Here is a 279-nt window from a genome sequence, read left to right as displayed (position 1 = left end):
GCCCCAGCCATATAACGAATCCTCAAGCTCATTTTTGGACATGACTTTTTCAGGAGATAGCATAAAGGTAGTGAGAAGCATGTACTCCTTTGCGGTTAAATCGATAGGGCTACCATCCATCATGACCCGTTTGTGCGCGGTATCTAAACTTAAATTGCCAACCGTCACTTGATTATCAGCCTTGCCTTGGGCACGGCGAATAAGTACTCTCATGCGTGCAAAGACTTCTCCTAACTCAAAAGGCTTGACGACATAATCATCAGCCCCTGAGTCTAAGCC

1 protein-coding gene is annotated in these 279 nt (G+C 45.9%); it reads right to left on the bottom strand.

Annotation, left to right across the window (positions count from 1 at the left end; translation table 11 throughout):
• A partial coding sequence (locus AAEY88_RS13150) for a winged helix-turn-helix domain-containing protein (protein WP_350563102.1) occupies window positions 1-279 on the bottom strand: 279 nt, incomplete at both ends.

The organism is Psychrobacter sp. CAL346-MNA-CIBAN-0220, assembly GCF_040309805.1.
Taxonomy (GTDB): domain Bacteria; phylum Pseudomonadota; class Gammaproteobacteria; order Pseudomonadales; family Moraxellaceae; genus Psychrobacter.
Note: the sequence above shows the minus strand (reverse complement) of the source record. Positions and strands in the feature narration are given on the sequence as shown.